Source organism: Kitasatospora sp. NPDC022856 (assembly GCF_055561235.1).
In genome coordinates, this window is record NZ_JBVHHE010000005.1 from 163,538 (window position 1) to 187,772 (window position 24,235).

At 76.5% G+C, this 24,235-nt stretch carries 6 protein-coding genes and 1 pseudogene; all 7 read left to right on the forward strand.

Annotated elements, in window-relative coordinates:
* Positions 1 to 51: 51 nt before the first annotated feature.
* The 7 genes and pseudogenes from ACZ34W_RS08335 to ACZ34W_RS08365 all read left to right on the forward strand — a co-directional run bounded on the left by ACZ34W_RS08335 (position 52) and on the right by ACZ34W_RS08365 (position 24,164).
* Complete coding sequence (locus tag ACZ34W_RS08335; RefSeq protein WP_465602788.1) at positions 52 to 10,734, forward strand: type I polyketide synthase; 10,683 nt, start codon at positions 52 to 54, stop codon at positions 10,732 to 10,734.
* Positions 10,735 to 10,946: 212 nt separating this feature from the next.
* Positions 10,947 to 19,817 (forward strand): annotated as a pseudogene (locus ACZ34W_RS08340) (type I polyketide synthase); the annotation flags it as partial.
* Positions 19,814 to 21,052 (forward strand): cytochrome P450 family protein, encoded by a 1,239-nt coding sequence (locus ACZ34W_RS08345; protein WP_465602638.1) that lies wholly within the window; start codon positions 19,814 to 19,816, stop codon positions 21,050 to 21,052. The pseudogene ACZ34W_RS08340 and the gene ACZ34W_RS08345, both read left to right, overlap by 4 nt.
* 125 nt (positions 21,053 to 21,177) lie before the next feature.
* The gene (locus ACZ34W_RS08350) at positions 21,178 to 21,564 is read left to right on the forward strand and encodes a nuclear transport factor 2 family protein (RefSeq protein WP_359810883.1); all 387 of its coding nucleotides are present in this window, start codon (positions 21,178 to 21,180) and stop codon (positions 21,562 to 21,564) included.
* Between the two features lie 92 nt (positions 21,565 to 21,656).
* Positions 21,657 to 22,058, forward strand: coding sequence for an allene oxide cyclase barrel-like domain-containing protein (locus ACZ34W_RS08355; protein ID WP_329486217.1), 402 nt, complete (start codon positions 21,657 to 21,659; stop codon positions 22,056 to 22,058).
* A 9-nt stretch (positions 22,059 to 22,067) separates the two neighbouring features.
* Entirely contained in the window at positions 22,068 to 23,009 is a 942-nt protein-coding gene (locus ACZ34W_RS08360) for an SDR family NAD(P)-dependent oxidoreductase (RefSeq protein WP_465602641.1), read from the forward strand.
* 42 nt (positions 23,010 to 23,051) lie between these two features.
* Positions 23,052 to 24,164 carry an NAD(P)-dependent alcohol dehydrogenase gene (locus ACZ34W_RS08365; protein WP_329486215.1) on the forward strand — a complete coding sequence of 371 codons (1,113 nt, stop codon included), beginning with the start codon at positions 23,052 to 23,054 and terminating at the stop codon, positions 24,162 to 24,164.
* Positions 24,165 to 24,235: the final 71 nt, after the last annotated feature.

Below are 24,235 nucleotides of genomic sequence, written 5' to 3' on the forward strand. Positions count from 1 at the left end.
CTGTACGCGACACCGATCGGGGCGGAAGAGATGGCGAACGACGAGAAGTTGCTGAACTACCTGAAGCAGGTCTCCGCGGACCTCTACCAGGCCCGGCACCAGCTGCGGGAGTTCGAGGAGCGGGACCAGGAGCCCATCGCGATCGTCGGGATGGGGTGCCGGTTCCCCGGTGGGGTGGCCTCGCCGGAGGACCTCTGGCGGCTGCTGGCCGACGGCGGTGACGCGATCACCCCGTTCCCCACCAACCGGGGCTGGCCGACCGACCTGTTCGACCCGGACCCGGACCGCACCGGCAAGACGTACAGCACGGACGGCGGATTCCTGCACGGCGCGGGGGAGTTCGACGCCGAGTTCTTCGGGATGAGCCCGCGGGAGGCGATGGGCGTCGACGCCCAGCAGCGGCTGCTGCTGGAGACCGCCTGGGAGACGCTCGAACGGGCCGGGATCGACCCGACCTCCGTCCGGGACCAGCCGCTCGGGGTCTTCACCGGGGTGATGTACGCGGACTACGGGGCCCGCTTCCTGACCGCGCCGGAGGGCTTCGAGGGTTATCTCGGGCACGGCAGCGCGGCGAGCATCGCCTCCGGGCGGATCGCCTACAACCTGGGCCTGACCGGCCCCGCGATCACGGTGGACACCGCCTGCTCGTCGTCGCTGGTGGCGCTGCACCTGGCGATCCGGGCGCTGCGGGCGGGCGAGTGCTCGATGGCCCTGGCCGGCGGCGTCACCGTGATGTCCTCCCCGGCGGTCTTCGTCGAGTTCTCCCGCCAGCGCGGGCTCTCCTCCGACGGCCGCTGCAAGTCCTTCTCGGCCGCCGCGGACGGCGTCGGCTGGTCCGAGGGCGTCGGCCTGCTGCTGGTCGAGCGGCTGTCGGACGCCCGGCGCAACGGGCACCAGGTGCTCGCGGTGGTGCGCGGCTCGGCCGTGAACCAGGACGGCGCGTCCAACGGTCTCACCGCGCCGAACGGCCCCGCCCAGCAGCGGGTGATCCGGCAGGCGCTGGCGAACGCCGGGCTGACCCCGGCCGACGTGGACGTGGTCGAGGCGCACGGCACCGGCACCCGGCTCGGCGACCCGATCGAGGCGGAGGCCCTGCTGGCCACCTACGGGCGCGAGCGGGCCGGGGACCGGCCGCTCTACCTCGGGTCGGTGAAGTCCAACATCGGGCACACCCAGGCCGCCGCCGGCGTCGCCGGCATCATCAAGCTGGTCATGGCCCTGCGCAACGGCGTCCTGCCCCGCACCCTGCACGTGGACGCCCCCTCCCCGCACATCGAGTGGGAGACCGGGGCCGTCCGGCTGCTCGACCGCGAGCAGGCCTGGGCGCCGGGGGACCGGCTCCGGCGGGGCGCCGTGTCCTCGTTCGGCATCAGCGGCACCAACGCGCACGTCGTGCTGGAGGAGGCACCCGAGGACGCGCCGGAGGCGGCCGAGGAGCCGGCCGCCGGGCCGGACCGGACGCCGGCCGTGCTGCCCTGGGTCCTCTCCGCCCGCAGCGCCGCCGCCCTGCGGGCGCAGGCGGCCCGGCTGGCCGCCTGGCCCGCGCCCGACCTCGCCGACGCGGGCCGGTCGCTGCTCGCCACGCGCGCCGCGTTCGAGCACCGGGCGGTCGTGCTCGGGGCCGACCACGCGGAGCTGGTGGCCGGGCTCACCGCGGTGGCCGAGGACTCCGCCGGAGCGGTCGTGGGTACCGCCGGCGTGCCCGGCGGCACCGTCTTCGTCTTCCCCGGCCAGGGCTCGCAGTGGCTCGGCATGGCCGCCGAACTGCTCGACGGCTCACCGGCGTTCGCCGCCGCGATGGCCGAGTGCGACGAGGTGCTCGGCGAGCTGACCGGCTGGTCCGTGCTCGACCTGCTGGCCGAGACCGAGGACGAGTCCGCCCTGGCGCGCGTCGACGTGGTCCAGCCCGCCCTGTTCGCGGTCATGGTGTCGCTGGCGGCGGCCTGGCGGGCGATCGGGGTGGCCCCGGCCGCGGTGATCGGGCACTCGCAGGGCGAGATCGCGGCCGCCTGCGTCGCCGGCGCGCTGTCGCTGCGCGACGCGGCCCGCGTGGTGGTGCTGCGCAGCCGCGCGCTGACCGAACTGGCCGGCCTCGGCGGCATGGCGTCCGTCCCGCTGCCCCTCGCCGAGGTCGAGGAGCGGATCGCCGGGTACGGCGGGGCGCTCTCGGTGGCGGCCGTCAACGGCCCCCGGACGGTGGTCGTCTCCGGCTCCGCCGCCGAACTCGACGACCTGCTCGCCGTACTGGCCGCCGAGGACGTCCGGGCCCGCCGCATCCCGGTGGACTACGCCTCGCACTCCGCGCACGTCGAGGGCATCCAGGACCGGCTGCTGGCCGAACTCCGGGACCTCGCACCGCGTTCCGCCGACACCCCGCTCTGGTCCACGGTGACCGGCGAGTGGCTGGACACCGCGGAGATGGACGCCCACTACTGGTACGAGAACCTGCGCCGCACGGTGCGCTTCGCCGACGGCACGGCGGCCCTGCTGGACTCCGGGCACCACGCGTTCGTGGAGCTCAGCCCGCACCCGGTGCTCACCATGGGCATCGGGGAGACGGCCGAGGAGCGCGGCGCCGAGCACGCCGTCGTGGTCGGCTCGCTGCGCCGCCACCACGGCGGCCTGCACCAGTTGCTGACCAACGCGGCCGCACTCCACGTGCGGGGCGTGCCGGTCGACTGGACGGCCCTGCTCGGCGGCCCGCGCCGACCGGTCGAGCTGCCCACCTACGCGTTCCAGCACACCGACTACTGGCTCCGCTCCGACGGCTCGGTGGGCGACGTCACGGCCGCCGGCCTCGGGCTCGCGGGCCACCCGCTGCTCGGCGCCTCGGTCGAACTGGCCGGCGGCGGCGTCGTCCTGACCGGTCGGCTCTCGCTGAGCAGCCACCCGTGGCTCGCCGACCACGCCGTGCTGGACACCGTGCTGCTGCCCGGTACCGGGCTGGTCGAGCTCGTCACCACGGCCGGCGACCGGGTCGGCTGCGGCCGGATCGAGGACCTCACGCTGACCGCACCGCTGCTGCTGCCCGCCCAGGGCGCCGTCCAGATCCAGGTCGTCATCGGCCCGGCCGACGAGCACGGCCAGCGCGAGGCGTCCGTGCACTCGCGCCCCGAACCGGCCGACGGGGCGGAGCCGGTCTGGACCGGCCACGCCACCGGTGTGGTCGCCCCCGGCGCCGGGGCACCCGCCGAGGTGGGCGCCTGGCCGCCGCCCGGCGCGGTCGAGGTGGACCTCGACGGCGTCTACGCCCGGCTGGCCGGGCTCGGCCACGGCTACGGACCGCAGTTCCAGGGCCTGCGCCGGGTGTGGCGGCGCGACGGCGAGCTGTTCGCCGAGACCGCGCTCAGCCCGGAACAGACCGCCGAGGCGGGCCGGTTCGTGCTCCACCCCGCCCTGTTCGACGCCGCCCTGCACCCGCTGCTGCGCGGTGTCGTCGACGACGGCCGGCACGGCGGCCTGCCGTTCGCGTGGAGCGGCGTCGAGGTGCACGCCTCCGGCGCCACCCGGCTCAGGGTCCGGCTCACCCCGACGGGGCCCGACTCCGTCGCGCTGGCCCTCGCCGACGCCGACGGCGCGCCCGTCGCCTCCGTCGCCACGCTGACCTGGCGCGAGGTCGACCCGGCGGCGCTGCGCGGCGCGGCCCGCGACCACGACGCGCTGTTCCGGATCGACTGGCGTCCGGCCACCGCCACCCGGCCGGCGCCCGAGCGGCCGGTCCTGCTGGCCGCCGCGGACCTCGCCGGGGCCTTCCCCACCGCCCCCGGGCACCCGGACCTGGCCGCGCTGCGCCGGGCACTGGACGACGGCGCACCCGTGCCCGAGCTGGTCCTGACCGGCCTCGCGCCGGGTACCGGCGACCCGCTCGCGGACACCCACACCGCCGTCACCGGGACGGCCGCCCTGCTCACCGACTGGCTGTCCGACGAGCGGCTGGCCGGTACCCGGCTCGCCGTGGTCACCCGGGGGGCCGTCGACGGCACCGACCTGGCGTCCGCGAGCGTCCGCGGCCTGGTGCGGGCCGCCGCCACCGAGCACCCCGGGCGCTTCCTGCTCGTCGACTCGGCCGACGGCTCCGCGTCGGGCGGCGAAACGGCCCAGGCGTCCTCCGACGCCTGGGCGGCGGCCCTGGCCGTCGACGAGCCGGAGGTCCTGCTCCGCGACGGCGCCGTCCTGGTGCCCCGCCTGGCCCGCCTGCCCGCCGCCGACACCGCCGCCGACTCCGCTACCGGCACCGACTCCGTTACCGACACCGCCGGGGCCGGCCCGTTCGACCCCGACGGCACCGTGCTGGTCACCGGCGCCACCGGTGCCCTCGGCACCCGGCTCGCCCACCACCTGGTCCGCGAGCACGGGGTGCGGCACCTCCTGCTGGTCAGCCGCTCCGGTCCGGCCGCGCCCGGCGCCGCCGCCCTGCGGGACGAGCTGGCCGCGCTCGGCGCCGAGGCCACCGTGGCGGCCTGCGACGTCGGCGACCGGGCCGCGCTCGCCGCCCTGCTCGCCGCCGTCCCCGCCGACCGGCCGCTGCGCGCGGTCGTGCACACCGCCGGCGTCCTCGACGACGGGCTCGTCACCTCGCTCACGCCGGAGCGGTTCGCCACCGTGCTGCGCCCGAAGGCCGACGCGGCCTGGCACCTGCACGAGCTCACCCGGGAGCTCGACCTCACCGCCTTCGTCCTCTACTCCTCGGCCGCCGCCACCTTCGGCGGCGCGGGCCAGGCCAACTACGCGGCGGCCAACGCCTTCCTCGACGCCCTGCCCGCCCACCGGGGCCGACTCGGCCTGCCGGCGACGACGCTCGCGTGGGGGCTCTGGGAGTCCGGCGGCGCGATGACCGGCGAACTGACCGGCACCGACCGCGAGCGGATCGCCCGGGCCGGTATGCGCCCGCTCGGCGACGCGGACGGCCTCGCCCTGTTCGACACGGTGCTGCGGGAGCGCCGCGGCTGGGCGCTGCCCACCCGGCTCGACCTGGCCGCCCTGCGCGGCCTCGGCAGCCAACTCCCGCCCCTGCTCAGCGGACTGGTTCGGCCCACCGCGCGTCGCGGTACCGCCGGAACGGGCGAGAGCGCCTCCGCCCTGGCCGGCCGGCTGGCCGGGCTCGCTCCCGCCGACCGCACCCGGGCCCTGGCCGACCTCGTCCGCACCCAGGTCGCCGAGGTGCTCGGGCACCGCGACGGGTCGGCCATCGAGGCGGACCGGCCGTTCACCGAGCTGGGCTTCGACTCGCTGACCGCCGTCGAACTGCGCAACCGGCTCAGGAACGCGACCGGCCTGAAGCCCTCCGCCACCCTCGTCTTCGACTACCCGAGCGTGGCCGCGCTCACCGCCCACCTCGACGCCGAACTCGGCGGCGCGGCGGCGGCCGGCCCGGAGACCCTCCCGGCCCCGTCCGCGGCCTCGCCCGACGACGACCCGATCGTCATCGTCGGCATGGCCTGCCGCTACCCCGGCGGGGTCGACTCGCCCGAGGACCTGTGGCAGCTGGTCACCGACGGCGTGGACGCCATCCGGCCGTTCCCCGCCGAACGCGGCTGGAGCATCGAGGACCTGTACGACGCCGACCCGGACGCGCCCGGCAAGACCTACACGGTCGAGGGCGGCTTCCTGGACGACGTGGACCGGTTCGACGCCGGGTTCTTCGGGATCTCCCCGCGGGAGGCACTCAGCATGGACCCGCAGCAGCGCCTGCTGCTGGAGACCACCTGGGAGGTGTTCGAGCACGCGGGCATCGACCCGCAGTCGCTGCGCGGCAGCCAGACCGGCGTCTTCGCCGGCATCAGCGGCCAGGACCACGCGGGGATCCTCGCCAAGGCCCCCGAGTTCGAGGGCTACCTGCTGACCGGCAGCGCCGGCGCGATCGCCTCCGGCCGGATCGCCTACACCTTCGGCTTCACCGGTCCGACGCTGACCGTCGACACCGCCTGCTCCTCCTCGCTGGTGGCCATCCACCTGGCGGCGCAGGCGCTGCGCAACGGCGAGTGCTCGATGGCGCTGGCGAGCGGTGTGATCGTGATGTCCACCCCGACCCTGTTCGTGGAGTTCTCACGGCAGCGGGTCGGCGCGCCGGACGGCCGCTGCAAGTCGTTCTCGGCGGCCGCCGACGGCGCGGGCTGGTCCGAGGGCGCCGGCGTGCTGCTGCTGGAGCGGCTCTCGGACGCCCGGCGGCTCGGCCACCGGGTCTGGGCGGTGCTGCGGGGCAGTGCGGTGAACCAGGACGGTGCGTCGAACGGTCTGACGGCGCCGAACGGTCCCTCGCAGGAGCGGGTGATCCGGCAGGCGTTGGCGAGTGCGGGGTTGTCGGCGGCGGATGTGGACGCGGTGGAGGCGCACGGGACGGGCACCCGGCTGGGTGACCCGATCGAGGCGCAGGCCCTGCTGGCGACGTACGGGCGCGACCGCGACGCGGACCGGCCGCTCTACCTCGGGTCGGTGAAGTCCAACATCGGCCACACCCAGCACGCGGCGGGGATGGCCGGCGTGATCAAGATGGCGCTGGCGATGCAGCACGGCGTCCTGCCCCGGACGCTCCACCTGGACGAGCCCAGCCCTTACGTCGACTGGTCGGCCGGGGCGGTGGAGTTGCTGGATGAGGCCCGGGAGTGGTCCGCGGGTGACCGTCCGCGTCGCGCCGGGGTCTCCTCGTTCGGGATCAGTGGCACGAACGCGCATGTGATCCTCGAAGAGGGGGATCCGGCGGCGGTCGCGGTGGACGGTGACCGGGCGGCCATGCCGGCGATGCCGGTGGTGCCGTGGGTGGTGTCGGCGCGGTCGGCGGAGGCGCTGGGCGGGCAGTTGGCCCGGGTGGCGGAGCTGGTCTCCTCGGGCGATGTCGACCCGGTGGATGTCGGGTGGTCGTTGGCGACGTCGCGGGCGGTGTTCGAGCACCGTGCGGTGCTGCTGGGCGCCGACGGCTCCGAACTCGTCGCGGCCGAGCCGGTGTTGTCCTCGCCGGGTGCGGTTCGGACCGGTGTGGGGTTCCTGTTCGCGGGCCAGGGTGGTCAGCGGGTGGGCATGGGGCGGGAGTTGTACGAGGCGTTCCCGGTGTTCCGGGAGGCGTTCGACGAGGTGTGCGCGGTGCTCGACGCGCCGGTGGCCGAGGTCGTCGCCTCGGGTGAGGGGCTGGGCCGCACCGGGCTGGCGCAGCCGGCGCTGTTCGCGCTGGAGGTGGCGCTGTTCCGGCTGCTCGCCTCCTGGGGTGTGGCTCCGCGTGTGCTGGTGGGGCATTCGGTGGGTGAGATCGCGGCCGCGCACGTGGCCGGGGTTCTGGACCTGGCGGACGCGGGTGCGCTGGTGTCGGCGCGGGCCCGGTTGATGGACGCGCTGCCCGCCGGTGGGGCGATGGTCGCGGTGGAGGCGGCCGAGGAGGAGGTCCTCCCGCTGCTCGCCGGGCTTGCGGAGGTGGGTGTCGCGGCGGTCAACTCGCCGACTTCGGTGGTGCTTTCGGGCGCGGAGGACGCGGTTCGTGCGGTCGTCGAGGCGCTGCCGGGCCGCCGGACCAAGCGGCTGGAGGTGAGCCACGCGTTCCACTCCCCGCTGATGGCCCCGATGCTGGAGGACTTCCGTGCGGTGGTGGCGGGTCTGGCCTTCCACCCGCCGCGTCTTGCGGCGGTCTCGACCGTCACCGGTCTGCCGGTCGACGGTGAGTGGTGCGACCCGGCCTACTGGGTGGAGCACGTGTCCCGCACGGTCCGCTTCGCGGACGCGGTCGAGGCGGCGGGTGTGGGCGCCTGGGTCGAACTCGGCCCGGACGGTGTGCTCTCGGCCCTCGTCGACGCTGCCGCGCCCGCGCTGCGCGGGGACCGGCCGGAGGCCCGCCAGGCGGTGACGGCCCTCGCGCACGCCTTCGTCCACGGTACGGACGTCGACTGGCCGGCGCTGTTCGCGGGCCATGACCCGCGTCCGGTCGAGCTGCCGACGTACGCCTTCCAGCGCGAGCGCTACTGGCTGGAGCCGGCGGCCGGGGGCGATGTGTCCTCGGCGGGGCTGTCCGACACCGGGCACCCGCTGCTCGCCGCCTCGGCCGAACTCCCGGACGGCGGAGCGCTGCTGACCGGGCGGATCTCCCTCGCCACGCACCCCTGGCTGGCCGACCACGCGATCGACGGGGTGGTCGTGCTCCCCGGTTCGCTGCTGCTCGACCTGGTGATCGCCGCCGGTGACCGGGCGGGCGCGCCCCGGGTGGCGGAGGCGACGGCGACGGTGCCGCTCGCCCTGCCGGAGCAGGGCGCGATCCGGGTCCAGGTGGTCGTCGGGGCGGCGGACGGCGCCGGCCTGCGGTCGGTCGTCGTGCGGTCGTGCCCCGAGGCGGGCGACGGAGAGGAATGGACCGTCCATCTGACGGCCGCCGTCGGTGCCGAGCGGGAACCGGTCGGTCCGGTGGTCTGGCGGCCGGGCACGGAGCTAGCCGCCGACACGGTGGCGGAGCGGATCGCCGACCAGGGCATCGCGTACGGACCGGCGTTCCCGGGGCCGCGGCGGGTCTGGCAGGAGGGGGCCCGGGTGTGGGCCGAGGTCGAACTGGCCGAACCGGGGGCGTTCGTCCTGCACCCGGCGCTGTTCGACGCGGCGGTCCGGGCGTGGACCGCCGCCCGGGACGCGTCGGGGCCGCTGGTGCCGGTGTCCTGGACGGAGGTGCAGGTGCACGCCGCCGGGGCCACCGCCGTCCGGGCCGTGATCGGCCGCGCGGAGGCGACGGGGGCGACGGAGTCGGACCAGGACACGGACGCGGACACCGTCTCCGTGGTCCTGACGGACCACGACGGCATGGTGGTCGCCTCGGCCGGTTCGGTGCGGCTCGCGCCGGCGCCGTCCGCCGGGCGGCGCGGCGAGCCGGACGCCCTGTTCCGGCTGGAGTGGCAGCCGGCCGCCACCGCGGCGCCGGTGGACCGTGCCGACTGGGCGGTCCTCGGCGACCGGCCCGGCGGCCCGGAGGGCATCCGCGCGTTCCCCGGTCTCGGTGCGCTGGCCGCCGCGGTCGACACCGGCACGGCAGTGCCGCCGGTGGTGCTGGTCCGGGTGACGGCGCCCGCCGGGGACGTCCCGGCCGCCGCCCACACGGCGGTCGGGGAGGCGCTGGCGCTCGTCCAGGAGTGGCTGGCCGACGAGCGGTTCGCCGAGTCCCGGCTGGTGTTCGTCTGCGCCGGGGCGACCGACGGCGGCGATCCGGTGGCCGCCGCCGTCTGGGGGCTGGTCCGCTCCGCGCGGTCGGAGCACCCGGGCCGGTTCGGGCTGCTGGACGCGGACCTGGACCGGGCGGCGGACACGGCCGCACTGGCCGCGGTCCCGCTCGGGGCGGAGACGGAGGTGGCCGTCCGGGACGGCGCGCCGCTGGTGCCCCGGCTGGCCCCGGTGGTCCGGGCGGTCCCGGCCGAACAGGCCCCGGACGGGGCGTTCCCGGCCCTGGACCCGACGGGCACGGTGCTGGTCACCGGCGCCACCGGCGTGCTGGGCCGCCTGGTGGCCCGTCATCTGGTGACGGCCCACGGGGCCCGCCGGCTGCTGCTGATCAGCCGGAGCGGTCCGCGGGCCGAGGGCGCCGAGGAGCTGCGGGCCGAGCTGACCGGGCTGGGGGCGGAGGTCGTCCTGGCGGCCTGCGACGCCGCCGACCGTGACGCGCTGGCCGCGCTGCTGGCCGCGATCCCGGCGGCGCACCCGCTCACCGCCGTCGTCCACACGGCGGGTGTGCTGGACGACAGCCTGATCACGTCGATGACCGCCGAGCAGGCGGCCGGGGTGCTGCGCCCGAAGGTGGACGCGGCCTGGCACCTGCACGAGCTGACCCGCGGGCTGGACCTCTCGGCCTTCGTGCTGTACTCCTCGGCCAGCGGTGTGCTGGGCGGTGTCGGCCAGGCCAACTACGCGGCGGCCAACGCCTTCCTGGACGCGCTCGCCGCCCACCGGGCCGGGCTCGGCCTGCCCGCGACCTCGCTTGCGTGGGGCCTGTGGGCCGACGCCAGCGCGATGACCGGGCACCTCTCGGAGCTGGACCTGCGCAGGCTGGCCCGGGGCGGGCTGGTGCCGCTGACCGCGCGGGACGGCATGGCGCTGTTCGACGAGGCCGTCGGCACCGGTGAGCCGCTGCTGGCGGCGGTCCGCTGGGACGTGGGCGCGCTGCGTGCGCAGGGGTCGGCCCTGCCGTCGGTGCTGCACGGTCTGGTCCGGGGCCCGTCCGGCCGTCGGCAGGCCTCGGCCGGCCGCTCCGGGGCGCTGCTGGACCGGCTCGCCGCGGCCGGCGGGGCGGAGCGCGACCGGATCCTGCTGGACGCCGTGCGGGAGGCGATCGCGACCGTGCTCGGTCACGACGGCACCCAGCGCGTCCAGCCGGACCGGGTCCTCTCGGAGCTGGGGTTCGACTCGCTGACCGCGGTCGAACTGCGCAACCGGCTCGGCCTGCTGACCGGGCTGCGGCTGCCCACGGCGCTGGTCTTCGACCACCCGACGGCCGCGGCGATCGCCGCCCACCTGGCCGAGCGCCTGGTGCTGCCCGGTACGCGGGAGGACCACCCGGTGGCGAGCGTCGGCGAGGAGCTGGACCGGCTGGAGGCGGCGCTGGCCGCCACCTCGGTGACGGACCTGGACGGCCGGGCGGTCGCGACCAGGCTGGAGACGCTGCTCGCCCGGTGGCGGGACGCGATGGCCCGCCCCGAGGAGGCGGCGGATTCGGAGCGGATCGCCAGCGTCTCGGTGGACGAGCTCTTCGACATCATCGACGCCGAACTCGACCCCCAGTGACCGGACCAGTGACCGGACAAGTGGCGGGACCGGTGACGGGACCGGTGACCGCTCCGGTGATCGGACCAACGGCCGAAGCGGTGACCGGACCAGTGACCGTCCCGGGCGCCGGGCCGGTCGCCGGCCCGGGGAACGACCCGCACACGACGCAGCACGGAAGGGAACGACAGGTGTCGGAGCAGGACAAGGTCGTCGAGTATCTGCGACGGGTGACCGCCGACCTCAAGCGGTCGCGCCAGCGGGTGCGCGAGCTGGAGGACCGCGAGCACGAGCCGATCGCGATCGTCGGCATGGCCTGCCGCTACCCCGGCGGGGTCCGGTCGCCGGAGGACCTCTGGCGGCTGGTGGAGGACGGGCGCGACGCGATGTCGGAGTTCCCGACCGACCGGGGCTGGCCGGCCGACCTCTACCACCCGGACCCGGACCACCCGGGCACCACCTATGCCCGGGCGGGCGGATTCCTCTACGGCGCACCGGAGTTCGACGCCGGGTTCTTCGACATCTCGCCGCGCGAGGCGCTCGCCATGGACCCCCAGCAGCGGCAGCTGCTGGAGACCGCGTGGACCGTCGCGGAGGGCGCCGGGATCGACCCGCTGACCCTGCGCGGCAGCGACACCGGGGTGTTCGTCGGGGCGATGTACCAGAACTACGCGCTGCGGCAGAGCACGGTGCCCGAGGAGGTGGCGGGTTACCTGATCAGCGGCAGCGCCGACAGCGTCGTCTCCGGCCGGATCTCCTACGCGATGGGGCTGGTGGGCCCGGCGGTCACCGTCGACACGGCCTGCTCCTCGTCGCTGGTGGCGATCCACCTGGCCGCCCGGGCCCTGCGGGCCGGTGAGTGCTCGCTGGCCATGGCGGGCGGCGTGACGGTGATGTCGACGCCGACGCTGTTCATGGAGTTCTCCCGCCAGCGCGGGCTGTCCGCCGACGGCCGCTGCAAGTCGTTCGCGGCGGCGGCCGACGGGACGGGCTGGTCCGAGGGCGTCGGCCTGGTGCTGCTGGAGCGGCTGTCCGAGGCACGGCGCAACGGCCACCGGGTGCTCGCGGTGCTGCGCGGCAGCGCGGTGAACCAGGACGGCGCCAGCAACGGGCTGACCGCGCCGAACGGGCCGTCCCAGCGCCGGGTGATCCGCCGGGCCCTGGCCGACGCGCGGCTGACCACGCAGGACGTGGACGTGGTGGAGGCGCACGGCACCGGCACCCGGCTCGGCGACCCGATCGAGGCGGAGGCGCTGCTGGACACCTACGGCCGGGACCGCCCGGACGGCCCGCCGCTGTACCTGGGCTCGGTGAAGTCGAACATCGGGCACACCCAGGCCGCCGCCGGGGTCGCCGGGGTGATCAAGGCGGTCATGGCGATGCGGCACGGGGTGCTGCCCCGGACGCTGCACGTGGACGCGCCGTCCCCGCACGTGGACTGGGCCTCCGGCGCGGTGTCGCTGCTGGCCGCGCCGATGGCGTGGCCGGAGACCGGGCGGCCGCGCCGGGCGGCGGTGTCGGCGTTCGGGATCAGCGGCACCAACGCGCACCTGGTGCTGGAGCAGGCCCCGGCGGTCGAGGAGCCGGCCGGGGAGCCGACCGGAGAACCGGCCGACGGGGCGGTGGCGCGCGGCACGCTGCCGTGGGTGGTGTCCGGGCGCGGTCCCGAGGCGCTGCGCACCCAGGCGGCCCGGCTCGCCGACTTCCTGACCGCCGGGTCCGCCGCCGGATCCGCGCCCGGACCGGTCGACGTCGCGTGGTCGCTGGCCACCACCCGCCCGGCGCTGGAGGACCGGGCCGTGGTGCTGGGCGACAGCCCGCAGGAGTTGCTCGACGGCCTGCGGGCCGTCGCGGCCGGCACGGCCCACCCCGCCGTCGTGCGGGCCGAGGGCGCGACCGGGACGGGCCGCGGCGTGGCGTTCCTGTTCACCGGCCAGGGCACCCAGCGGGCCGGGATGGGCACCGGGGCGGCCGAGGCGTTCCCGGTGTTCGCGGCGGCGCTCGACGAGGTGTGCGCCGCGTTCGACCCGCTGCTGGGCGTCCCGCTGCGGGAGGCGATGGCCACCGGGGCCGCCGCCGACGGCCGGTCGCTGGACCGGACCGATCTGGCCCAGCCCGCGCTGTTCGCCCTCCAGGTCGCGCTGGTCCGGCTCGCGCGGTCGTGGGGCATCCGGCCGGCGGCCGTGGCCGGCCACTCGATCGGCGAGCTGACGGCCGCGTACGTCGCGGGCGTCTGGTCGCTCCCCGACGCCTGCGCGGTGGTGGCGGCCCGCGGCCGGCTGATGCAGGCGCTGCCCACGGGCGGCGCGATGCTCGCGGTGCAGGCCGAGCCGGACCGGGTGCTCGGCTGGGTGGCCGAGCAGGAGGCCCGGACCCCGGGGCAGCTGGCGGTCGCCGCGGTCAACGGCCCGACGTCGGTGGTGGTCTCCGGCCGGGCGGACGCGGTCGAGGGGGTCGGCCGGGTGGCCCGCGCGGCGGGCTGCCGGGTCAAGGCGCTCACGGTGAGCCATGCCTTCCACTCGCCGCTGATGCGGCCGATGCTCGACGCGTTCGGCGAGGTGCTGGCGGGGGTGACCACCCGGTCGCCCGAGCTGCCCGGGGTCGCCGCGGTGACCGGCCGGTGGAGTGACGGGGCGTCCTGGGGCTCGGCCGCCTACTGGGTGGACCAGATCTGCGCGCCGGTGCGCTTCGCGGACGTGACGGCCACCCTGCTCGCGGACGGGTTCGACACCTGCCTGGAGGCCGGCCCGGACGGGGTGCTGTCGGCGCTGGTCGCGGAGTCCGCCTCGGCGGGCGAGGTACCGGCCGACCGGCCGGGCGCCCCGCTGGCCGTCCCGATGCTGCGCCGGGACCGCCCGGAGCGCGGCGCCGCGCTGACCGCCGCCGCGGCCCTGTTCACGGCCGGCGTCCCGGTCGACTGGGCCGGGGTGGTCTCGGCCGGGGCCGACGGCAGCCCCCGGCGGGTGGACCTGCCGACGTACACGTTCCGGTCCGACCGGTACTGGCTGTCCCACGAGGAGGGCGCCGACCCGGCCGACCCGGCCGGGCGGACCGACCCGGAGTTCTGGCGGCTGGTGGACCAGGGCGACCTCGAAGGGCTCACCGCTGCCCTGGAGTTGACGGGCGACGTGCCACTGAGCCGGGCGCTGCCCGCACTGTCGGCCTGGCACCGCTCGCGGCAGGCCGGCGAGCAGGCGGCCGACTGGCAGTACCGCACACGCTGGCAGCGGCTGCCCGAGGCCGATCTGGCCGACCTGGCCGACCTGGCTGCCCTGACCGACCCGACCGCCCCCGCCGGCGCGCCCGGCCGCTGGCTGGTCGTCGTCCCGGAGGGGGAGGGCGACCGGTCGTGGGCGGCGGAGGTGGTCGCGAGCCTGCGCGGGCGCGTCGAACCGGTGATCGTGCCGGTGGCCGCTCGCGCGGAACTCGCCGACCGGATCCGCGCCGCCCTCGCCGACACCTCGGCCCGCGCCGCCGACGCCGCCCCCGCCGACGCCCCCGCCCTGCGCGGCGTGCTCTGCCTGGCGGGCGTCGACGAGCGGCCCGAGCCGGACCACCCCGAGATCACCCGCGGCCTCGCCGGCGCCCTCGCGGTCCAGCAGGCCGTCACCGACCTCGGCCTCGACGTCCCGCTCTGGACGGCGACCAGGGACGCCGTCCCGGCGACCCCGCAGGACGGCCTCGGCGGCTACGCCCAGGCCCCGCTCTGGGGGCTCGGCCAGGTCGCCCGGCTGGAACAGCCGCTGACCTGGGGCGGCCTGGTGGACCTCCCGGCCGCGCCGGACGGGCGGACCGGCGCCCGGCTCGCCGGCCTCCTCACCGGGGCGACGGGCGAGGACCAGGCCGCGATCCGCGGCGACGCGGTGTTCGCCCGCCGGCTGGTGCGCGCCCGGCCCGGCCCGACGCCGCCGCGCTGGCGGCCGTCCGGCACCGTCCTGGTGACCGGCGGCACGGGCGCGCTGGGCGCCGAAGTGGCCCGCTGGCTCGCCCGGGAGGGCGCCGGGCACCTGGTGCTCACCGGCCGCCGGGGCGCCGACGCACCGGGCACCGAGGAGCTGGCCGCCGAACTGGCCGCGCTGGGCCCCGAGGTGAGCATCGAGGCGTGCGACGTGGCGGACCGCGCCGCGCTCGCCGCCCTGCTGGCCGGGCTCCCGGCCCCGGTCACGGCCGTGGTGCACGCCGCCGGTGCGCTCGACGACGGCGTGCTGACCGCGCTGACGCCCGGGCGGCTCGCCGAAGTGGCCCGGGCGAAGGCCGCCGCCGCGCTGAACCTGCACGAACTGACCCTCGGTACCGAGCTGTCGGCGTTCGTCCTCTTCTCCTCCGTGGCCGGCACGCTGGGCAGCGCCGGCCAGGGCAACTACGCGGCGGCCAACGCGTTCCTCGACGCGCTGGCCGAGCGCCGGGTGCGGGACGGCCTGCCGGCCACCTCGATCGCGTGGGGGCCGTGGGCCGGCGCGGGGATGGCGGCGGGCGACGGCGCCCGGCAGAAGCTGGCCCGGCTCGCGGTCGAGCCGATGGCGGCCGGGCCCGCCCTCGCGGCGCTGCGCACGGCGGTGGACGCCGGCGCCGCCACCACCGTGGTCGCCGACGTCCGCTGGGCGCGGCTGGCCGCCGGGGGAGCGCCGCTGCCGCCGATGCTCGCCGACCTGCCCGAAGCCCGGCCGGAGCCCGCCCCGAGCGGCGCGACGGCCGGCGCGGGCAGCGCCACGACCGGGCTCGCCGCCCTGCCGCCCGCCCAACTCGACCGGGCCCTGCGCGACTTGGTGGCGGCCACCACGGCCCGGGTGCTGGGCCACCGGGACGCCACGGCGGTCGTCGCCGACAAGCCGTTCCGGGAACTCGGCCTGGACTCGCTCACCGCGGTCGAACTGCGCAACGCGCTGGGCACCGCCCTCGGCGTCACCCTGCCCCCGACCCTCGCGTTCGACCACCCGAACCCGCAGGCGCTCGCCGCCCATCTGCGCACCCGGCTGCGGGACGACACCGAGCAGCGGGCCGACCGGTCCGCGACCGGCGCCGATCCCGCGGAGGACCTCGTCGCGATCGTCTCGATGGACTGCCGGTTCCCCGGCGGCGTCGCCGGTCCGGAGGACTTCTGGGAGCTGCTGCGCACCGGGCGCGACGCGGTGTCCGAGTTCCCGACCGACCGCGGGTGGGACCTCGCCACCCTGTACGACCCGGACCCGGAGCGGTCCGGCACCAGCTACACCCGCCACGGCGCCTTCCTGGACCGGCCCGACCGCTTCGACGCGGCGTTCTTCGGGATCGGCGAGCGCGAGGCGGCGGCGATGGACCCGCAGCAGCGGCTGCTGCTGGAGATCGCCTGGCGGGCGGTGGAACGCGCCGGCCTGGACCCGCTCGGTCTGCGGGAGAGCCGCACCGGGGTGTTCATCGGCACCAACGGGCAGGACTACCTGTCGTTCGTCCGGGAGATCCCGGACGGCCTGGACGGCTACCTGGGCACCGGCAACGCGGCCAGCGTGCTCTCCGGCCGGCTCGCCTACACCCTGGGCCTGCGCGGTCCGGCGCTCACCGTGGACACCGCGTGCTCGTCCTCGCTGGTGGCGCTGCACCTCGCCGCCCGGTCGCTGCGCCAGGGCGAGTGCTCGCTGGCGCTCGTCGGCGGGGCGACGGTGATGTCCGGCCCCGGAGTGTTCGTCGACTTCAGCCGCCAGCGCGGACTCGCCGAGGACGGCCGCTGCAAGGCGTTCGCCGCGGGGGCCGACGGCACCGGGTGGGGTGAGGGCGCGGGCGTCCTGGTGCTGGAGCGGCTCTCCGACGCGCGCCGCAACGGGCACCCGGTGCTCGCGGTGCTGCGCGGCAGCGCGGTGAACCAGGACGGCGCCAGCAACGGGCTGACCGCGCCGAACGGGCCCGCCCAGCAGCGGGTGATCGGCGAGGCGCTGGCCGACGCCGGTCTGACGCCGGCCGAGGTGGACGCCGTGGAGGCGCACGGCACCGGCACCCGGCTGGGCGACCCGATCGAGGCGCAGGCCCTGCTGGCCGCCTACGGGCCGGACCGCCCGGCCGACCGGCCGCTGTACCTGGGCTCGGTGAAGTCGAACATCGGGCACACCCAGGCCGCCGCCGGCCTCGCCGGGCTGATCAAGATGGTGCTGGCGATGCGGCACGGGGTGCTGCCCCGGACGCTGCACGTGGACGCGCCGTCCCCGCACGTGGACTGGTCGTCCGGCGCGGTGTCACTGGTGACCGAGCCGGTGGCGTGGCCGCGGACCGGCCGGCCGCGCCGCGCCGGCGTGTCCTCCTTCGGTGTCAGCGGCACCAACGCGCACGCGATCATCGAAGAGGCCCCCGAGCCGGAGCCCGGGCCGGCCCCCGCCCCCGCGGCGGACCTCGCGACCGGCTCCGTCGCCACCACCGGGACCTCCCCCGCGGCCGCCGGCGTCCTCGCGCTGCCGGTGTCCGCCCGGGGCGCGGACGCGCTGCGCGCCCAGGCCCGCTCGCTCCGCGCCCACCTCGGCACCCACCCCGACCAGACGCTCGCCGACCTCGGCTGGTCCCTCGCCACCGGCCGGGCCGCGCTGACCCACCGGGCGGTCGTCCTCGCCGAGGACCGGGCCGGCTTCGACGCCGGCCTCGCCGCACTCGCGGCGGACCGCCAGGTGCCCGGGGTGGTCACCGGCCGGGTGGCCGCGGACGGCGCGGTGGCCTTCCTCTTCACCGGGCAGGGCAGCCAGCGCCCGGGAATGGGATGGGAGTTGTACGAGGCGTTCCCGGTCTTCCGGGCGGCGTTCGACGAGGCCTGCGACGGGCTCGAAGAGCGGCTCGGCCACTCCGTCCGGGGCGTGCTGCAGGCCGGCCCCGGCTCCACCGAGGCCGCCCTGCTGGACCGGACCGGGCACGCCCAGGCGGCGCTGTTCGCGCTGGAGGTCGCCCTCTTCCGGCTCGTGGAGAGCCGGGGCCTGGTGCCGGACGTGGTGGCCGGGCACTCGATCGGGGAGCTCGCCGCCGCCCATGTGGCCGGTGTGTTCGACCTCGCGGACGCCACCGCACTGGTCGCGGCCCGGGCGCGGCTGATGGAGGAGCTGCCGCCCGGCGGCGCGATGACGGCCGTCGAGGCCGGGCCGGACGAGGTGGCGGAGCTCGTCGCCGAGCGTGCCGACCGGCTCTCGGTGGCCGCGGTCAACGGCCCCTCCGCCACCGTGCTCTCCGGCGACGAGGACGCCGTCCGGGAGGTCGCCGCCGTGCTGGCCGCCGGGGGCCGGCGGACCAAGCGGCTGCGGGTCAGCCACGCCTTCCACTCCCCGCACATGGCGGGCATGCTGGCCGCGTTCCGCGCCGAGGCCGAGCGGATCGCCTACCACCCGCCGGTGATCCCGCTGGTCTCCAACCTGACCGGTGCGGTGGTCGGTCCGGCCGAGGTGGCCGGTGCCGACTACTGGGTGCGGCACGTGCGGGAGCCGGTCCGGTTCGCCGACGGCGTCCGGACGCTGGAAGGGCGCGGGGTGCGCACCTTCGTCGAACTCGGGCCGGACGCCGTGCTCACCGCGATGGTCCAGGACTGCCTCACCGATCCCGGGGCCGCCGCGGCCGTCCCGCTGCTGCGGGCCGACCGCCCGGACCGCGCCGCGCTGACGGCCGCGTTCGCCCGCCTCCACGTACGGGGACTGCCGGTGGACCTGACCGCCCCGGGCGGCGGCCGCCGGGTGGACCTGCCGGTCTACCCGTTCCAGGGCCGCGGCCACTGGCTGTCCGCGACCCGCTCCACCGCCATGACCGGCCGGCCCGGGGCCGGGAACGGCACCGGCCGGGAGGCCTTCGCCGGACAGGAGCCGGCCGGCAGCCCGCACACGAGTCCGCACAGGTATGTGCAGCCGGGGTCGAAGCCGGACGAGGCCGAGACCGGGAGCGAGACGCTGCGCCGACGGCTCCGCGAAGCGCCGCCCGCGTCCCGGACCGCGCTGCTGACCGAGGTGGTGCTGGATCAGGTCGCCGCCGTGCTCGGCGATCCGGACGCGCCCGCCGGGCCGGCCGACACCTTCACCGAGCTCGGGCTCAACTCCCTGGGCGCGGCGGAGCTGCGCACCCGGCTGCACGAGGCGACCGGGGTCCGGCTGGCCCCGTCGGCGATCGTCGAGTGCCCGACGGGCGCGGCGCTGGCCGCCCTGCTGACCGAGCGGATCGTCGCCGCGCCCCCGGTGGATCCGACTCCGACTCCGACTCCCACTCAGGCTCCGACTCAGGCTCAGGCTCCGGCCCCGAACGGGCCCGAGACCCCGCTGGTGGCGCTGTTCCGGCAGGCCAGCCTGGCCGGCCGGGCCGGCCAGGGGCTGCGCCTGCTCGCCGCCGCCGCCCACCTGCGCGACGAACCGGACGGCCCGGACCGCCCGGACGGACCGGACGCCCCGGCGTCGGCGCCGCCCGCACCACGGAGCGCCCGCTTCGCCGAGGGACCGGCCGGACCGCCCCTGGTCTGCTTCCCCTCGCTGGTGGCACCCGCGCACGCCTACCAGTACGCCCGGTTCGCGACCGCGTTCCGGGGCCGCCGGGGCCTGACCGTGCTCGCGCCGTCCGGGTACGCGGCCGGTGAGGCACTGCCCCGCACCCTGGCGGAGTTCGTCGGCCGCCAGGCGGCCGCCGTCCGCGCGGAGCACGGCGACCGGCCCGTCGTCCTGGTGGGCTACTCGTCGGGCGGCTGGGTCGCGCACGCCGTGGCCGGAGCGCTGGCGCAGGAGGGAGCGGCCCCGGCCGCCGTGGTCCTGCTCGACAGTCACCTGCCGGGCAGCCCGGGTCTCACCGCCCTGGAGTCGACGCTGTTCACCGCCCTGGCGGACCGCGCCGAGCTGGTGGAGGCGACCACGGACGCCGGACTGAGCGCGATGGGCCGTCACTTCGACCTGTTCCGCGACTGGCGGCCGGCGCCGGTGGCGAGCCCGATCCTGCTCGTCCGGGCGACCGAGTCCCTCCCCGGCACCGCGGCCGACCGACCGGTCCCCGCGGCGTCCTGGCCCACCCGGCACACGACGGTCGACGTGCCGGCAGATCACCTGACCATCATCGGAGACTCCGGACCCTCGACCGGCCGTGCCGTCGAGTCGTGGCTGTCCGGATCGGTACCGGAGGAAGAAGCACCGCGATGACCACCGAATCCACCCCGCCCGCACCGGCCCCGGAGGCCGACACCGTGTTCGGTCCGACGTTCATGCAGAACCCCTATCCCTCCTACGACGTCCTGCGCACCGAGGCGCCGGTCGGCCGGCACGTGGTGAAGACGCTCGCCTCGGAGGTCAACGCCTGGGTGGTGACCCGGCACGAGGACGTCCGGGCGCTGCTGGCCGACCAGTCGCTGTCCAAGGACGCGCTCGGCCTGCCCCGGATCATCGAGCGGCACGCCCTGCACCCCGACGGTTCGGCGGGCAGCAACCCGCGCAGCATGCTCTTCAGCGACCCCCCGGACCACACCCGGCTGCGGCGGATCGTCTCCAAGGCCTTCACCATGCGCCGGGTCGAGCAGATGCGGCCGTGGATCGAGGAGTTGGCCGACGACCTGGTCGAGGACATCGTGCCGGGCGCGGAGTTCGACCTGGTCGAGCAGATCGCCCTGGCCTTCCCGATCTACGTGATCGGCGCCCTGCTGGGCGTGCCGGTGTCCGACTTCGCCGATCTGCGCCGCTGGAACGGCGTGCTCACCAGCGTCCGGTCCACCGCCGCCGAGAAGCGGGAGGCGGTCGGGCTGGCGTACGGCCACCTGGCGGCGGTGGTCGAGGCCAAGCGCGAGGAGCCCGCCGACGACCTGGTGAGCGCGCTCATCGACGCCGAGGACGACGGCAACCGGCTGGACGGCGGCGAACTGATCTCCAGCCTGTTCCTGCTGATGAACGCCGGCTACGAGACGACCGCGAACATGATCAGCAGTGGCGTGCTAGCGCTGATCCAGCACCCCGACCAGCTGGGCCGGCTCCGGGCCGACCCCACCCTGCTGGCCGGTGCGGTCGAGGAATTCCTGCGCTACGAGAGCCCGTTGAACCTCGCCACCATCCGCTGGACCACCAAGCCGGTCCAGGTGGGCGAGGTGACCATCCCGGCGGACGAGATCGTCTTCGTCTCGCTCTGCGCCGCCAACCGGGACCCGGCGGTCTTCGCGGACCCCCACCGGCTGGACGTGGGCCGCACCAGGAACCAGCACCTGTCCTTCGGCCACGGCATCCACCACTGCATCGGCGCCCCGCTGGCCCGGCTGGAGGGCGAGGTGCTGTTCGGCCGCCTGCTGAGCCGCTTCCCCCGCTGGGAGCTCGCGGTGCCGGCCGACCGGCTGGTCTGGCGGCACAGCCTCCAGTTCCGCGGGCTGGAGAGCCTGCCAGTCCTGCTGTCCTGACCGGCACCCGCCCGGCCCGCCCGGCCCGTTCCGTACGACCGAGCGTGCCCGACACATCCCGACCGACACACCCCGACCGACAGATTCCGACCGACAGATTCCGACCCGAGAGAGACGAGATCACGATGACCGACAACGCGGTAGCCGGCACGGCGGTGGGCGAGGGCAAGGTCGCGGCCTTCTTCGACGCGTGCGCCCGGGACGCCTTCGACGAGGCGGTCGCCTGCTTCGCCGAGGACGGCGTCTGGAGCGTGGCCGAGGGGCCCGAGCCCGGCACCACCTACCGGCGCGACGAGATCCGGGCCTACCTGGTGGACCTGGTCAAGAAGCGCGAGGAGTTCGGCGACCAGGGGATCGCCCTGGTCTTCGAGCCGGCCGTGGTGGTGGGGGACCGGCAGATCATCGAGTTCACCCTGCGCGACGCCACCGGCCGGGTGCTGGACCGGGGCGTGGACCTCTTCACGCTCAAGGACGGCCTGATCCTCGTCAAGGACGTGTTCCGCAAGGCCTGACATCCCCGGTACCCGACCGTCCCAGGGCACCCGACCCCACCCGTCATGACCGCCGGGAGCACCCGGCACCCCTACCGAAGGAACGATGGACAATGTTCGAGAACCTCAGTGAGCACCTGGTCACCTTCGCCAACGACATCGACTTCGAGGACCCGAAGGTCGGACAGAGCGGCACCTACGTGGCGGAGCTGCGCGACCCGTCGGGTGCCGCGATCGGTACGGTCGACGGCTTCTACAAGATCGTCACGCGCCGCGAGAGCGACGACGAGCTGATGACCTGCATCACCGAGAAGATCGCGCTCGCCGACGGCGACGTGCACGTCGAGGCCTGGGCGCGGTTCAGCAACCTGGTCTCCGGCGAGTGGCTCTACTGCCCGGTGGTCGGCGTGAGCGGCAGCTACGCCGGGCGCACCGGGGTCCGCCAGTGGCGCCCGGTCGACCCCGGCAAGGTCGCCGAGGCCAAGCTGGTCTTCTTCTCGACCCTGCTCTCCTAGCCCGGACGCATGGACACGACTCCGGACACGGCCGGCCCCGCGGGCCCCGCGAGGTCCGCGGACCTCGCGGGCTTCGCGGGCAAGGTCGTACTGATCACCGGCGGGGGCGGCGGAATCGGTTCCGCCGCCGCCCGGCGGTTCACCGCCCAGGGCGGTCACGTCGTGCTGGCCGACATCGACCGGGCCCGCGGCGAGGCGGTCGCCCGGGAGACCGGCGCCCTGTTCGTCCGGGCCGACACCGCCGAACTGGCCGACAACGAGCGGCTGGTGCGGGCCGCGGTCGACCGGTTCGGCGGCCTGGACGCCGTCTGGCTCAACTCCGGTGTCCTGGCCGGGAGCGCGATCGGCGACGGGTTCGACCCCGAGGCCTACCGGCGGCTGCTCGCGGTCAACGTCGACTCGGTGGTCTACGGGGTGCAGGCCGCGCTCCCGGCGCTGCGGGCCCGTGGCGGGGGCTCGATCACGGTCACCGCCAGTACCACCGGGCTGCGTCCCTCGCCCGACGTGTTCTACGCCGCCTCCAAGCACGCCGTGGTGGGGCTGGTCCGGTCGCTGGCGCCGGCGCTCGCGGGCGACGGCGTCACCCTCAACGTGCTCTGCCCGGGCGCGGTCGAGACGCCGCTGATCGCCGGGCGCCTCGCCGCCTGGCGGGCTGCCGGGGTGGCGGTGGCCGCCCCGGACCTCGTGGTGGACGCGATGGCCGTCGCCGTGCGGGACGGGCGCACCGGACAGGCGTGGGTCGTCGCGGCGGACACCGGCATCACCCGCTTCGAGTTCGCCGACCTGGTCGTCGCCGGGGAGGGCCGGCTGCGCTTCGCCGACGGCCGGGTGACCAGCACCACCGCCGGTCCGCACGACGACGGCGGCCACGACGCTCCGGGCGACGCGCCCGGAGCCCGCCCCGGCGACCCGGCGGCGGCCCCCGCCGCCCCGCCGGCCCCGGGTCGGTGACCCGGGGCCGGCCCCTGCCCACCGTCATGAGAGAGGACCCGAATGCTGTCCATCAAGGCCGCCGTCGCCCGAGGCAAGGGCGGGCCGTTCACGGTCGAGGACGTCCTGCTGGAGCCGCCCCGGGCCGACGAGGTGCTGGTCCGGCTCGTCGCCACCGGCCTGTGCCACACCGACCTGCTGGCGCTGGACCAGATCCTCCCGCCGGGCCTGCCCGCCGTCCTCGGGCACGAGGGCAGCGGTGTGGTCGCGGCCGTCGGCGCGGGGGTGACCTCGGTCGCCCCCGGCGACCCGGTGGTGCTGGCCCCGATGAGCTGCGGCTCCTGCCGTCCCTGCCTCACCGGCCACCCGATGCACTGCGCGTCGTTCCTGCCGCTCAACCTGCGCGGCCGGCGGGCGGACGGCTCGACCGCCTACCGGGACGCGGACGGCACCGAGATCAACGGGCACTTCTTCGGCCAGTCCTCCTTCGGGGACCACGTCGTCGCCCACCGGCGCAGTGTCGTGAAGGTCCGTGAGGACGCCCCGCTCGAACTGCTCGGCCCGCTGGGCTGCGGGCTGCAGACCGGCGCGGGCGCGGTGCTCGGGGTGTTCGCGGCACCGCCCGGGAGCAGTCTCGTGGTGTTCGGCGCCGGGCCGGTGGGGCTGGCGGCGGTGATGGCGGCCAGGATCGCCGGCTGCTCCCGGATCATCGCCGTCGACCTGAACCGCGCCCGGCTGGACCTCGCGCTCGAACTCGGTGCCACCGACGTGCTCGACGGCGCCCAGGACGGCGTGGCGGCCGCCGTGGTCCGGCTCAGCCGGGGCGGTGTCGACTTCGCGCTCGACGCGGTGGGCCTGCCGCGGACCGCCCGGGCCGCCGTGGAGTCGCTGGCGGTCGGCGGAACGGCCGGCATCGTCGGGTCGGCGGGCACCGGGCAGGACCTCTCGGTCGGACTGGTCCAGCTGCTCGGCCGCACGGTGAAGGGCATCCTCCAGGGCGACAGCGTCCCGCAGCTGCTGATCCCGCAGCTGCTGGACTTCTTCCTGGCGGGCCGCTTCCCGCTGGACCGGCTCGTCCGGTCGTACCCACTGGCCGACATCAACCGCGCGGTCGCGGACTCGGTCGCCGGAGCGGCCGTCAAACCGGTACTGCTGCACGGCCCGGCGCCCGCCTGAGCCCGGCGCCCGCCTGAGCCCGGTGCCCGCCCGCCCCTACGGGCCCGGGCGGGCACCCGCGCCTCCCGCGC